The organism is Maribacter litoralis, assembly GCF_003075045.1.
Classification (GTDB): domain Bacteria; phylum Bacteroidota; class Bacteroidia; order Flavobacteriales; family Flavobacteriaceae; genus Maribacter; species Maribacter litoralis.
This window is the reverse complement of the sequence record NZ_QCZD01000001.1, coordinates 162,399-174,568: the sequence shown is the minus strand read 5'-3', so window position 1 is coordinate 174,568 and position 12,170 is coordinate 162,399. Positions and strand designations below refer to the sequence as shown.

Annotated in this window: 15 protein-coding genes; 8 read left to right on the top strand and 7 right to left on the bottom strand. The window is 36.6% G+C overall.

The genetic code is table 11. From position 1 onward, the window contains the following. Window positions 1-2: 2 nt before the first annotated feature. Window positions 3-2,357, bottom strand: coding sequence for a TonB-dependent receptor (locus DCS95_RS00830; RefSeq protein WP_244178349.1), 2,355 nt, complete (start codon window positions 2,355-2,357; stop codon window positions 3-5). A 279-nt stretch (window positions 2,358-2,636) separates the two neighbouring features. On the opposite strand from DCS95_RS00830, the gene DCS95_RS00825 reads away from it, so the two are divergent. From DCS95_RS00825 to DCS95_RS00815, 3 genes are read left to right on the top strand one after another with little or no spacing between them, the layout of a single operon-like run. Further along, window positions 2,637-3,179 (top strand): RNA polymerase sigma factor, encoded by a 543-nt coding sequence (locus DCS95_RS00825; protein ID WP_236564504.1) that lies wholly within the window; start codon window positions 2,637-2,639, stop codon window positions 3,177-3,179. Further along, a complete protein-coding gene (locus DCS95_RS00820) occupies window positions 3,179-3,718 on the top strand; it encodes a hypothetical protein (RefSeq protein WP_116768964.1) in 540 nt (179 codons plus the stop codon). Before DCS95_RS00825 ends, DCS95_RS00820 begins: the two co-directional genes overlap by 1 nt. Beyond that, complete coding sequence (locus tag DCS95_RS00815) at window positions 3,702-4,790, top strand: DUF4097 family beta strand repeat-containing protein (protein ID WP_116768963.1); 1,089 nt, start codon at window positions 3,702-3,704, stop codon at window positions 4,788-4,790. The genes DCS95_RS00820 and DCS95_RS00815 overlap by 17 nt, the downstream gene beginning before the upstream one ends. Before the next feature lie 23 nt (window positions 4,791-4,813). Here DCS95_RS00815 and DCS95_RS00810 read toward each other — a convergent pair whose 3' ends face one another. Then, window positions 4,814-5,821 (bottom strand): hypothetical protein, encoded by a 1,008-nt coding sequence (locus DCS95_RS00810; protein WP_116768962.1) that lies wholly within the window; start codon window positions 5,819-5,821, stop codon window positions 4,814-4,816. Window positions 5,822-6,026: 205 nt separating this feature from the next. Continuing rightward, window positions 6,027-6,539, bottom strand: coding sequence for a lactoylglutathione lyase family protein (locus DCS95_RS00805; RefSeq protein WP_116768961.1), 513 nt, complete (start codon window positions 6,537-6,539; stop codon window positions 6,027-6,029). Window positions 6,540-6,657: 118 nt separating this feature from the next. On the opposite strand from DCS95_RS00805, the gene DCS95_RS00800 reads away from it, so the two are divergent. The 5 genes from DCS95_RS00800 (at window position 6,658) to DCS95_RS00780 (ending at window position 9,146) form a co-directional block, all read left to right on the top strand. Continuing rightward, on the top strand, window positions 6,658-6,978 hold the full coding sequence (locus DCS95_RS00800; protein WP_116768960.1) for a winged helix-turn-helix transcriptional regulator: 321 nt from the start codon (window positions 6,658-6,660) through the stop codon (window positions 6,976-6,978). A gap of 130 nt (window positions 6,979-7,108) precedes the next feature. Further along, window positions 7,109-7,777, top strand: a complete 669-nt coding sequence (locus tag DCS95_RS00795) for a hypothetical protein (protein WP_164674090.1) — start codon at window positions 7,109-7,111, stop codon at window positions 7,775-7,777. Next, on the top strand, window positions 7,774-7,953 hold the full coding sequence (locus DCS95_RS00790; protein WP_116768958.1) for a hypothetical protein: 180 nt from the start codon (window positions 7,774-7,776) through the stop codon (window positions 7,951-7,953). The genes DCS95_RS00795 and DCS95_RS00790 overlap by 4 nt, the downstream gene beginning before the upstream one ends. Window positions 7,954-7,996: 43 nt before the next feature. Further along, a complete protein-coding gene (locus DCS95_RS00785) occupies window positions 7,997-8,416 on the top strand; it encodes a GNAT family N-acetyltransferase (RefSeq protein ID WP_116768957.1) in 420 nt (139 codons plus the stop codon). Window position 8,417: 1 nt separating this feature from the next. After that, entirely contained in the window at window positions 8,418-9,146 is a 729-nt protein-coding gene (locus DCS95_RS00780) for a class I SAM-dependent methyltransferase (RefSeq protein WP_164674089.1), read from the top strand. Window positions 9,147-9,157: 11 nt separating this feature from the next. On the opposite strand, the gene hisIE is transcribed toward DCS95_RS00780, so the two are convergent. The 4 genes from hisIE to hisA all read right to left on the bottom strand — a co-directional run bounded on the left by hisIE (window position 9,158) and on the right by hisA (window position 12,157). After that, on the bottom strand, window positions 9,158-9,766 hold the full coding sequence (gene hisIE / locus DCS95_RS00775; protein ID WP_116768955.1) for a bifunctional phosphoribosyl-AMP cyclohydrolase/phosphoribosyl-ATP diphosphatase HisIE: 609 nt from the start codon (window positions 9,764-9,766) through the stop codon (window positions 9,158-9,160). Between the two features lie 223 nt (window positions 9,767-9,989). After that, a complete protein-coding gene (hisF, locus tag DCS95_RS00770; RefSeq protein ID WP_116768954.1) occupies window positions 9,990-10,745 on the bottom strand; it encodes an imidazole glycerol phosphate synthase subunit HisF in 756 nt (251 codons plus the stop codon). Window positions 10,746-10,917: 172 nt separating this feature from the next. Further along, entirely contained in the window at window positions 10,918-11,433 is a 516-nt protein-coding gene (locus DCS95_RS00765) for a DinB family protein (RefSeq protein ID WP_116768953.1), read from the bottom strand. Continuing rightward, window positions 11,426-12,157 (bottom strand): 1-(5-phosphoribosyl)-5-[(5-phosphoribosylamino)methylideneamino]imidazole-4-carboxamide isomerase, encoded by a 732-nt coding sequence (hisA, locus tag DCS95_RS00760; RefSeq protein WP_116768952.1) that lies wholly within the window; start codon window positions 12,155-12,157, stop codon window positions 11,426-11,428. The genes DCS95_RS00765 and hisA overlap by 8 nt, the downstream gene beginning before the upstream one ends. Window positions 12,158-12,170: the final 13 nt, after the last annotated feature.

The following is a 12,170-nucleotide window of genomic DNA, read 5'->3' as shown; positions in this document are numbered from 1 at the left end:
AATTAAAATTTAAAATTATAGGTAATGGATGGTACAATACCGAAAATGGCGGTTCTAGTAGCTTCATTGGCTCCTGTTTCTATATTCTGACCAAAGGAAACCGATGCCGCATTTTTACGGTTATAGGCATTGTAAATACCCAATACCCACTCGCCTTTTAATTTTGCATTTGGTTTTCTGTTCGGTTTATAATTCACTGATAGGTCTAAACGATGGTACGCCGGCAATCTATCGGAATTTCTGTCGGAATAACTGGCGATGGAAACACCCTCATATTCATATTGCCCATTAGGATACGTAACAGGTCTACCCGTTTGAAAAACCAAATTGGTACCAAAGCTCCATTTATCGTTTAATTTATACGACCCCGAAATAGAAACATCATGAGTTCTATCATATGGCGTGTTGTACCAATTACCATCGTTAATACCGAGTCCACCAGCATTTCCACCAGGGGTACGCTGTTCAGATTTGGAAAGGGTGTAAGAAATCCACCCCGTGAATTTACCTTCGTTCTTACGGAACAATAGCTCCAGTCCGTATGCTCTAGATTCCCCTTTTAGTATTTCGGTTTCAATGGTATTTTGACCAATAAGGTCAGAACCATCTATATAATCGATTCTATTATCGGTATTCTTGTAATAGATTTCCGCCTCCATAGAATAGGCTTTGTTCTTAAAATTACGGAAGTAGCCCAAAGCATATTGGTTAGACAATTGTGGATCAATATACTGCCCGCTAGGTGCCCAAACATCTAACGGCGTAGCAGAAGAGGTGTTGGACAATAAATGAATATACTGCGCCACCCTAGAAAAGCCCGCTTTTAAAGAAGAATTGTCATTTATGGTATAAGCCAAAGAAGCTCTAGGCTCCAAATTGCCAAAGGTTTTAATGGCATCGCCTTTTTCATAAACCGTCTCCCCTATTGCCGTACCCCGCTCATAAATACCTAAATCTTCATTATAGACCACGGGTTGATCATTCTCATATTCGGTCATAGGTTGACCACCGAGCCTAGAAAATGCACTGTAGCGCAAGCCGTATTGTGCGGTCAATTTTTCCGTTAATTTATGCTCTGCATTTACATACACTCCCGTTTCCAAAGCTTTCTTTTTATCCAATAACAAAGGATTGACAGATGATGTTTCGGTCGTTGGTATAATTTCACCGGGATCAAACTCATAATGGATTCCGCTTGCACCAAAATCTAGCTTGAACTTATCACTGAAGTAGTATTTTAGGTCATATTTAATATTGTAATTGGTAATGGACGACACCCAATCAAACTCCGCCGAAGTAATGCCCAACTCATAATCATACTTGCTATAGATAAGGGAAAGATTAGAAAACAGTTTTTCGTTAAAAATATGGTTCCAACGTAGGTTTGCGGTGGAGTTTCCATACGAACTACTAAAATTTTCTCCCAGCTCAAAAGCATCCCGACCAAAATACCCGGAAAGAAAAAGTCGGTTGTTCGTATTGATCTTATAATTCGTTTTAAGATTTAAATCGTAAAAGCTAACACTATTATCCTGTCCGGCAGCTTTCAATAATAGATCGGCATACGAACGTCTACCAGCAATTAAAAAAGAACCTTTTTCTTTGAATAACGGAGCTTCAAGCGCCAAACGGCTAGATATAATGCCAATACCACCCGTGGCGGCAAACCTTTTGCTGTTTCCATCCTTTTGTCTCACATCTAAAACCGAAGAAACACGACCACCATAACGTGCGGGAATACCGCCTTTATACAGTTTTACATCTTTAATGGCATCTGCATTGAATACCGAGAAGAAACCGAACATGTGCGATGTGTTATAAATTATAGCCTCATCTAACAGCACCAAGTTTTGATCACCAGCACCGCCACGCACATGAAATCCGCCAGTCCCTTCACCATTATTGGTAACACCCGGAAGCATTTGTAAGGACTTTAGAATATCTACTTCGCCCAAAACCACCGGCATTTGCTTTACGGTTTCAATGTTCATTTTAAGAACACTCATTTCGGGTTTACGTAACACGGCAATTTCAGACTCCTCTGCCGTTACCTCTACTTCATCTAATTGGGTAGAAACTTCAGAAATTTCAAAATTGATGTTTTGGTTGCTGTTCAGGTTTACCTCCTGTTTAATATCGGCATATCCCATATAGGTAATGAGTAAGCGATATGCTCCCTTTGGTGCGGTGATGGAGTAGAATCCGTATTCATTGGTCACTACACCAATACTGGTACCTTCTAAAAAAACGGAAGCCCCAAAAAGTGTTTCACCGTTGTCAATGTCGGTAATTTTACCACTAATGGTATAATTTTCTTGAGCATGTAATTGCATGCCCGTAATTAGTAACAGAAGCATCGTCAATGGCTTTAACCACCTTAATTGCATCTGTTGTTTTTGTTTTTTAATCATGCTATTTGTTTAATGGATTGATGAACACCACTAATTGACAACAAAAAAATTAAAAGGTTGCATGCCCCAGAAAGTTTTAGCAAAATGGTAACATTCTGCCAAGTGAATCGTACTAACATAAAAACCTATTAGTCTAAATAAATTGTACCTAATGCAACTATCATAAATTTTAGTTGTCTTTATCATAGAAACCAAATTTAGAGTACACATAACCACCTAAATTCATTGGAAACCGAAATTCGTTTTACACATAGATCACTTGTTGAAAACAGCAAGTCTGGCGATAGAACCTCGCAGTATCAACTGTACGAGCTCTATGTGGATGCCATGTACAACGTGAGTATGCGATTTTTGGGCATAAAGGAAGATGCAGAAGATATTGTGCAAGATAGTTTTGTGGATGCTTTTAAGAATTTAGAGAAGTTTAAGTATGAATCCTCTTTTGGAGCATGGTTGAAGCGAATAGTCATCAATAAAAGTATTAACCACTTAAAAGTAAAGCGCCTACCCCTTGCGGCAATAGATGAGCATGAATATCACTTGACCAATGAAGTGGAATATGAACAGGTAGATGCCATGGATATTTTAAAAGTTAAATCGGGTATTGAAAAACTGCCTTTGGGCTATAAGCAGATTATAAACCTTTACCTATTGGAGGGTTATGATCACAATGAAATAAGTGATGTATTGGGCATTACCACATCTACCTCAAAATCTCAATACCACAGGGCAAAAAAGAAACTAGTAGAAATTATAAACGGATTGTAATGGATCAATTTGAAAAACATATACGGGACAATAAGGCGGTATTTGATGACCACCGAGCAGACCGTGAAAAAATCTGGGCGAATATAGCATCGCAATTGAACGAAGAGCGAACAAAAGAGATTCCCCTCTGGAAATCACCAATGCTACGTATAGCGGCAAGTATTCTTATTCTATTGGGTATTTCTGGAGCAATAGGGTTCAATTTCTTTGCCAGCCCCACAACGGAAAGCCAATTTGTATCTCAAGAATTGCAAGATATAGATATGCATTACCAAGGTTTGGTTTCTTACCAAGTACAATTGGTACAAAACAATAGTCAGCTATCTGATGCCGACAAAGAAGAATTCTTGTCATTTATGGTAGAATTAGATGCCGAATATGAGCAACTAAAACTTGAAATGCAGAATAACCTTGATAATGAACAAGTGTTAGAAGCTATTGTAGCTAATTATAGAAAGCGCATAGAACTCATTGAGAATCTATTGCAGCAGCTAAACGAATCTAAAATTAAAGAAGACGATTATGGATATACTTTGTAAAAAACTCATGCTGTTCGCCTTGGCGTTGGCACTAGGTTTTACTGCCATAGCGCAAGAAAAGGTTTCAAAGGAAATAAAGGAAATCTACCCGTTCAATAATTCGGGAGAGCTACACGTAGAGAATAAATATGGCAATATAAATATCTACGGATGGATCAAAGACGAAGTTTCCATTACCGTAAGTATTACCATAACCGATAAGAAGCGAGAAAATGCCAAAGAATTTTTAAATAGAATAACCCCAGTTATTAGGCACAGCGATAAGTTTATATCGGTCAATTATGAAATAGCCGATAAGAACTCCGGATTCTTCGCTAACCTTTTTGAAAAAGCGAATCCGTTCGATTTTGACCGCGGCAACGTACAAATAGACTATAAAGTGTATGTACCGCAAAAGGTAGAGTTAGAAATTATCAACACTTTTGGCGATGTATTCATAGAAGATTGGGTGGGTGTATTAATGGCAGATGTGCAGCATGGAGATATGTGGATGAGCGATAATTTGAACAAAGCCGATGTTACTATGAAATACGGAAAATTAAGAGCTAAAAACATCAACTATGCCAATATAGATATTAAAAACGGTGGATTGGATATGGACCATGCCAACACCATGCGACTAAATACTAGCGGAAGCACTATTGATGTACAATTGGTAGAATCTTTAGAGCTTTATTCCAACAAAGACGAGGTGGATATTAAAGAAATGGGCACGCTGTATGGAAATCTTAAATTCAGTAAGCTACGCATACATCGTCTTAAAAAGGATATTGATTTGAACTTAAAAATTTCCGATCTCTGGGTGGAACGTATTTTGACACCAAGCTCTAGAATAAGCCTTGATCAAGAATCATCTGAAGTAAATATCAATATTTTCAACTTTCCCCACGAATTTTCCGCTACCTTGGAAGAAGGCTTGGTTCGCTTACCGAAAACTTTTCACAACGTAGATTCAAAAATGCTCGACAAAGGCAAAAAGTTACGCGAAATAAAGGCAGCCTATGGTAAAAATGGCAAGGGCAAAATTACCATTTCAGGCAAAAAGGGTGTGGTTCTGTTGAAGGAAATTTAATCAATCCATACTTTAAAAAAGCATCATTTTGAATACTTACCCGCTGCAAAAGCCGCCAAAATACTACTATTAGGCGTTTTGCAGTTCTGCGGGTAATCATAAAAATAGATACACTTGGGCAATCCGTTTTCAAATGTTATACGCACGGAACCCCTACTGTTTCCACTAAATCCGGAAAAGCTATAATTGGCACTGAGTTCCCTTGGTCTACCTTCACTATCCCTTACAGAAGATTGAACATTAGAAATACTACCGGCAGTATATCTATTAAAAGCCCAAGTTTTAGATTGGTCATATACCAGATCATCTATCAACTTATTGAAATTTTGATCCCCTGTTGGTCCGCCAGATTTCTTCATGGCGGTATACTTACTAGCCTGCTGCATTCTAATTGATGCTTTGTTCAGTGCAAATAATTCTAAATTTTCATCGAAACTTTTTAAACCTGCACTATTACAAGCGTTCATTTGAAACAGTTTTATCATGTCATTTTTCAATCCGTTTGTTTTATGAATCAAATCGACCGAATTGCCCATACTGTTGGGGTCGGTGATCATTTGCACCATAGTATTTAAACCTTTGGATCTTTGAATTTGATCAATTTCCGCATAAGCATCATATAATTCCGGCTTGGCATACAAGCCACTACCTACCCAAGTATATTCAATACAAACCCTATTAATAACATCTCCCCATCCATTTTTTGTAACTTCTTCGGTCTTACAGACTTCATTCATAATCTCTACCTTGTTCTGCGGTAAATAACTATCGCACTTACCGCCGTAGGCACGTAAATATTTATCGAAAATTAGCATAAAAATCATGTCGTCTCTTTTTATCTCCAAATTTTCAAAATGACCGCGATATATGTAATCATAAAATTCGGCAAAATAGAGTCCGTCTGTTTTAAACTCCAACTCAACTGGTGAAGTTGTATAAGAATCGTTGGTATTGGAAAAAGACAACGAAACGAATAAAAGCCAGATAATGCTTGAGATAAGTAAACGAAAAAATTGGACAGATAATTTCATGGTAGCATGGTGGTTTTAAAATGAAACAGTCTGAGGGATAGATAAATATATATAAAATTTGAACTATAGAAAAACTGTCCAAGATGATAAAATTGTAAAATTTAATAAAGTAGTGAACGATATGTGCTTCATTACATAAAAGTAAAATGCGATTAGTGGTACTGTTTACCGCTAATCGCATTTCATCCTATTAACTTAAAAAATATTATTCAGAATATGCTCCAGAAGAATATGTTAACTCATAACTGTGGGTATATACCTCAAATACAATTCCGAAAGGGTCTTCTACATAACACATTTTATAAGGTTTGTCTTTTGGGTAATACTCACGAATAGGCATTCTTTGCTTACCGCCATGTGCTACAATTTTAGCGACCAAATCTTCAATATTAGGGTCTTGAATACAAAAGTGGAACAATCCGGTATTGAACGGATTAAATTCTGGCGCTTCCTTTACCCCATGCGGAAAGGAGAACAATTCCACACCAATACCATCTGATGTAGACATATGTGCTATTTCAAACTCTTCCCAATCATCGCCAAAAACATCAATGCACATGATTCCTATGGCAGTTTCTTTCTCTTTTTTGATTTTTGAAGGTTTCATGATGACGTACCATCCCATTACCTCTGAGTAAAATGCTACCGCTTTCTCTAAATCTGGCACGGTAATACCAATATGTGAAAATGATTTTGGGTATGCTGTATTTGTTTTCATAACAATTATTTTATGGCACAAAATAAATCTATATTTGCCTTATTAACAATAACTTACCTAAAAGTATTATAGTTACCAAAAGGAGTATTATACTAATTTTCAATTATTTACATTTAAAATGAATTCTAAAAAATATTGCCCTTTAGATCATACCATGAACTTAATTGGTACCAAATGGAAACCCATTGTACTTTTTCATCTTTTAGACGGTGCATTACGCTCTGGAGTGCTACAAAAAAAGGTACCGGGAATCTCCAATAAAATGTTTACCCAAACCGTACGTGAATTGGAAAAAGACGGATTGGTAAAAAGAGAGGTTTTTCCCGTTGTGCCACCAAAAGTAGAATACGGATTAACGGAACGTGGAAAATCACTAAAGCCTATTTTACTCAGTTTAGATTCTTGGGGAGCCAACGACACGGTTAACCAGCACGTTTAAAAGCAATTAGCCCTACTTTTACACAACATAATATAGAATTTTAGGTTTTATTATAAAAATAATGGTTTTTGATGCAACTATTTGTTGCTTAGGTTGTCTATTAGATAATCAATCAAAAAATCAAACAGTAATGAAACCACTTCAAGTAACCCTTTTATTTGCATTGTTCCTTTCCGCTTTTGTGAGCTATGGGCAAGATGAAACCGATGAATACCTTGAATTTAATGACCGTAATAATGTTGTACATGGTGTGTATGTGGGCATAAATATGGGATTAGGTGAAATTGACGAAGAGAACGCTTATATAGGAGGTTTAAAAATAGCTTATGTCGCGAATCAACAATTTGAGGTTGGTTTTGTAGGTAACTTTCTTTATTCCGAACAAGACATATACAACAATAGCCTTTCTAGATATGAAGACCTTATTGCTGTTTATGGAGGTCTACATTTAGAACCCATTTTTTTTAGCAAAAGTCGTGTTAATCTATCCTTCCCACTATTATTGGGAGCTGGTGCTGTGGGGTATATAGACGACAAGGTGAAACATGATGATAATTTTGAAGAAGAACTTGATGAGGATGACTTTGATGAAGTGTTTGTAGCCGAACCAGGAATAAATGCTCTTTTCAATATTTCAAGATACTTACAATTAGAAGCAGGAATAAAATATCGCTTTTCAAGCAGAATAGAACTTCCACCCACCAGAATTTCTAGAATAAACGGATTTTCTGCCGGTATAGGCATAAAAGTGGGCATATTTAATATGGGACGTAACCGATATAAGAAAAACGTGCAATGATCAGAAAAAAGAAATCTAAAAAAGTTATAGAGACACAACACGTATTTACCGAAAACAATCAAGTTTTTATAAAGAACGAGTCGACATTCAAAAAGAGCACTAAAACAAAATGGTCCCCTATTCCATTTAAATGGGTATCGATTGCAAAAGTACAAGAGACTTTGGTGCTTAAATAATGAAGAAGCTCGCTATATTTGAAGTCAGGTACAAGCGCAACCAATGACCACAAAAATAATTGAGATAACCGCAGAGCAAGCTATCCCCATAAGACATAAGGTCATGTGGCCTAACCAGCCATTGGAGTTTGTAAAACTACCGGAAGACGATAAAGGTCTGCATTACGGACTTTATGTAGACGACCAACTTACCTCTATAATTTCGTTATTCATAAATGGTAAAGAAGCCCAATTCAGAAAATTTGCAACTTTAGAAGCTTATCAAGGTCAAGGTTTTGGTAGTATGCTATTAAATGAGATCATGCACATTGCACATACCAAAAAACTTAAAAGAATTTGGTGTAATGCCAGACAAAACAAAAGCGATTATTATACTAAATTTAATATGACCAAAACGAATACAACCTATGTTAAAGGCGGAATCGATTTTGTAATCATGGAGCGGATTTTTCAATATGAGTAAAATGATTAAAGATTACGACCAAATTACTGCCTTTCACTACGCATCGTACAGACCTCTATTACACACAAAGATTTTAGAAAGCTATTTGCCAAATCATGAAAAAGTTGATTTAGGTTTAGATATTGGTTGTGGAACAGGGCAATCTGCCATTAGTTTATCTGCATTTTGTAAAAAGGTAATAGGTGTTGACCCAAGCCAAGAAATGATACAGAAGTCTATTGAGCACCCTTCTGTAACTTACCAAACGATGAAAAACAACGTGCTAGATTTTAATGATGATAGTTTTGATATCATAACGTTTGCAGGTTCTTTATTCTATGCCAAATCACAAGAAATATTAGATGAGAGCATTAGAGTGAGTAAAACAAATGCCAAAGTCATAGCCTATGATTTTGAAATACTTTTATCACCGATATTCAAGCTTCTTGGAGTCATTGAAGAAACGCACATAGCAAGCAATTATAATCATGAGGAAAACTTTACTGGCTTACAAACAGCAGCAATAACCCTTGATGAGCAATATAAACAAGCTATAGACCTTGAAATAACAATACCTGATCTGGCACATCTATTACTATCCTCAAAAGAAGATTATGCTAAGTTGTCTAACACATTCGGACCAGAAAATTTATTTGAACTACTTATACAGCAATTACAAAACAAATTGGAATCTGAAAATATCACGCTAAAAGCAAATACATATTTAACTGCGTATACTGTTTTGAAGTAAAAAGTGTCAAATTACTTTTTTCTCTTCATTAACTCCGCCTCAATATCTTTAAGCGTAAAGCCTTTTGCCTGCAATAACATTAAGTAGTGAAACAATAAATCTGCACTTTCGTATAAGAACAGTTCATCATTATTATCCATAGCCTCAATAACGGTTTCAACCGCTTCCTCCCCTACTTTTTGGGCAATTTTATTGATACCTTTTCCAAATAAAGAAGCTACATATGATTTTTCACCATCGGCGGCAGTACGTCTTTGCTCAATAGTAGCCTCAAGCTCAGATAAAAATCCGAAGTTAGAATCGTTAACCTCGTTCCAACACGTATCAGTTCCTGTATGGCAGGTTGGTCCCACAGGGTTTACCGTGATAAGTAATGAATCTTGATCACAGTCATTTTTTATAGAAACCAAATTTAGAAAATTACCGCTTTCTTCTCCTTTGGTCCATAAGCGCTGTTTTGAGCGACTAAAGAAAGTTACCTTACCCGTTTCGGTAGTTTTAGTTAATGCTTCGGCATTCATATAGCCTAACATTAATACGTTTTTTGTACGTGCATCTTGAATGATTGCAGGTATTAATCCGTCGTTCGTTTTATCCCAATCCGGTGTTTTAAACTCCATATGTATTGTATTCTAATTTTATTTTATTCTTTTCTAAGTCTTTAGTACTGTCCTGATCACTGAGCGTAACCAAAGTGAAAATTCGTGTTCCGAAGCCTTCGACTGCGCTCAAGATGACATTCTGCCTAATGACTGTCACTGTCAGCTGTTACTGAAAACTGATACTGCCTACTGGTACTGCCTACTGGTACTGCCTGCTGGTGCTGCTCACTGGTACTGCAAACTAAACCCTAACCGGAATCCCGTTCCCCTGTAACTCAAGTTTCAATTCCTGAATTCCTATTTCCTTAAAATGGAAAACACTTGCTGCTAAGGCGGCATCTGCCTTACCTTCTATAAAAGTATCTGTAAAATGCTGCTTATTACCCGCTCCACCCGATGCAATGATAGGAATATTCAGTTCTGTCGATAAACGTGCCAAGGCTTCATTCGCAAATCCGTCTTTTGTGCCATCATTATCCATAGAGGTGAATAAGATTTCTCCCGCTCCACGCTCTTCTACCTCCTTAGCCCATTCAAACAACTTTCGTTCCGTTGGCACCTTACCTCCTACTAAATGAACAATCCATTCTCCATTGATCTGTTTGGCATCTATGGCAACTACAATACATTGCGAGCCAAATTTTGCAACCAAATCGTTAATCAATTGCGGATTCTTTACTGCAGATGAGTTGATGGAAACTTTATCCGCCCCGTTTTGAAGGAGAATATCAACGTCTTCAACAGAAGAAATTCCGCCACCAACGGTAAACGGTATATTTACTTTTTCAGCAACACGATATACTAAGTCCGCCAAAGTTTTACGTTTTTGCTCGGTAGCAGAAATGTCTAAAAAGACCAATTCATCTGCCCCTTCTTTACTATATATTTCAGCAAGTTCAACAGGGTCACCAGCATCACGCAAATCAACGAAATTGATACCTTTTACGGTTCTACCGTCTTTGATGTCCAAACAAGGAATTATTCTTTTTGCAAGCATTTTTTTTAAAAAGTATTAAGTACTTCGTAATAAGTACTAAGTTTCTTATAATAAATATTCTATTTCAATATCAAGTAGTTGTTTACAGCTATTCTAGTCTTCTAACTTTGTACCTTGTACCCGACATTTGATACTTCGTACTTTGTACTCTGTACTTGATACTATTTTCTCGTTACTTATTTTTTATAGTCAAATCTACTCCGTCATAAAAGCCAAGGTCTTTATTCTTCAACTGTTTTACCCAAAAGGCTATTTGCCCGGTATGATACGAATAATGCTCGACCACATGTAGAATAATACCTATTCCCGAAAAGGAAAAGCCTTGTACAGAACGTTTACGTACTAATTGCTCTGGTGTAGCATCAAAAATGATTCTTTTTGCCGAGTCAACAACATCATCTAACTTCTTCATCAGTTCCTCTTTTGTGAAACCGCCGGTAGTAGCAAATTCTACATCGCGATTTCTTGTATCTTCAGTTTCTCCTAACGATGAAATGGCATATTGTGATATATTACCACATAGATGAAGCATTAAATTTGCAATACTATTTAAAGCATCGTTCGGTTTTTGCCATACTTCTTCTTCAGATATATCAGCAAGACTTTTCTTAATCATACGCGTGCTTTCATCTATACGATACAGAGCATTCTGCTTTAACTCTTCTATGATTTGAAATTCCTTATCCATTATTTAAAATATACGATTCCAATTGCTTAAGACTGATTCTATTTTCATAAATCGCCTTACCGATGATAGTACCCTCACAACCCATTTCGGCTAGTTTTGGTAACTCGTCAAAAGTAGATATTCCGCCACTAGCTATTAGCTTTAAACCTGCGTCTGTTGAACTTATAATTTTGGAATACAAGTCGAAAGACGGACCTTCTAGCATACCATCTTTACTAATATCTGTACAAATAACATATTGTATACCTTTTGATTGATAACTCTGAATAAAGGGAATCAATTCTTCTTTTGACTCTTCTAACCAACCTGATACAGCAACTTTTTCATCCATGGCATCTGCACCTAATATTATTTTATCAGCACCATGCTTTTCTATCCAACCAAGAAATGTTTCAGCATCCTTAACCGCAATACTACCACCTGTAATTTGCTTGGCTCCACTTTCAAAAGCGATACGCAAATCTTCATCAGTTTTTAATCCGCCTCCAAAATCTATCTGCAGACCAGTCTTGGTAGCAATTTGTTCCAAAACCTTATGATTTACAATATGCTTTGATTTTGCACCATCTAAATCTACCAAATGCAAATGTTTAATTCCGTGCGCTTCAAACTCTTTTGCAACCTCTAACGGATTTTCATTGTATATTTTTTTAGTATCATAGTCGCCTTTTGAAAGACGTACACACTTACCGTCAATGATATCTATGGCTGGTATTATTCTCATATTTTTACGCTAA

Coding starts and splice junctions, on each gene's coding strand:
- DCS95_RS00830 (WP_244178349.1), bottom strand. CDS start 2,357: ATGCTTCTGTTACTAATTACGGGCATGCAATTACATGCTCAAGAAAAT.
- DCS95_RS00820 (WP_116768964.1), top strand. CDS start 3,179: ATGGATCAATTTGAAAAACATATACGGGACAATAAGGCGGTATTTGAT.
- DCS95_RS00815 (WP_116768963.1), top strand. CDS start 3,702: ATGGATATACTTTGTAAAAAACTCATGCTGTTCGCCTTGGCGTTGGCA.
- DCS95_RS00810 (WP_116768962.1), bottom strand. CDS start 5,821: ATGAAATTATCTGTCCAATTTTTTCGTTTACTTATCTCAAGCATTATC.
- DCS95_RS00805 (WP_116768961.1), bottom strand. CDS start 6,539: ATGAAAACAAATACAGCATACCCAAAATCATTTTCACATATTGGTATT.
- DCS95_RS00800 (WP_116768960.1), top strand. CDS start 6,658: ATGAATTCTAAAAAATATTGCCCTTTAGATCATACCATGAACTTAATT.
- DCS95_RS00795 (WP_164674090.1), top strand. CDS start 7,109: ATGAAACCACTTCAAGTAACCCTTTTATTTGCATTGTTCCTTTCCGCT.
- DCS95_RS00790 (WP_116768958.1), top strand. CDS start 7,774: ATGATCAGAAAAAAGAAATCTAAAAAAGTTATAGAGACACAACACGTA.
- DCS95_RS00785 (WP_116768957.1), top strand. CDS start 7,997: ATGACCACAAAAATAATTGAGATAACCGCAGAGCAAGCTATCCCCATA.
- DCS95_RS00780 (WP_164674089.1), top strand. CDS start 8,418: ATGATTAAAGATTACGACCAAATTACTGCCTTTCACTACGCATCGTAC.
- hisIE (WP_116768955.1), bottom strand. CDS start 9,766: ATGGAGTTTAAAACACCGGATTGGGATAAAACGAACGACGGATTAATA.
- hisF (WP_116768954.1), bottom strand. CDS start 10,745: ATGCTTGCAAAAAGAATAATTCCTTGTTTGGACATCAAAGACGGTAGA.
- DCS95_RS00765 (WP_116768953.1), bottom strand. CDS start 11,433: ATGGATAAGGAATTTCAAATCATAGAAGAGTTAAAGCAGAATGCTCTG.
- hisA (WP_116768952.1), bottom strand. CDS start 12,157: ATGAGAATAATACCAGCCATAGATATCATTGACGGTAAGTGTGTACGT.